This is a genomic window from Streptococcus sp. CCH8-H5 (assembly GCF_001556505.1).
Classification (GTDB): domain Bacteria; phylum Bacillota; class Bacilli; order Lactobacillales; family Streptococcaceae; genus Streptococcus.
The window spans coordinates 1-227 of the sequence record NZ_LSIZ01000148.1 but is presented as its reverse complement, the minus strand read 5'-3'; the positions used below and the strand labels follow the sequence as shown (position 1 = coordinate 227).

The window sequence follows — 227 nt, the reverse complement described above, 5'->3', positions numbered from 1 at the left end:
AATGAAAGCGAATGTAACAGTAACTGTTTCTCACGATGGAACAGCTAAAGTTCTTGTGGCAACTGTTGGCGATATCGCTGATAAAGAGTTCAACAACGTAGTAACACCTCCAACTGAACCTAAGTTCCAACCAGAGAAATATGTTGTGTCTGAAGAGAAATTCGATATCACTGGTGACAAGCTCGTTGATGATGATAAAGAGTTGGCAGACAAGTACGCAGACACAA

General features: G+C 41.0%; 1 protein-coding gene. It reads left to right on the top strand.

Annotation, left to right across the window (positions count from 1 at the left end; translation table 11 throughout):
- A partial coding sequence (locus AX663_RS10860; RefSeq protein ID WP_197414224.1) for a hypothetical protein occupies nt 1–227 on the top strand: 227 nt, incomplete at both ends.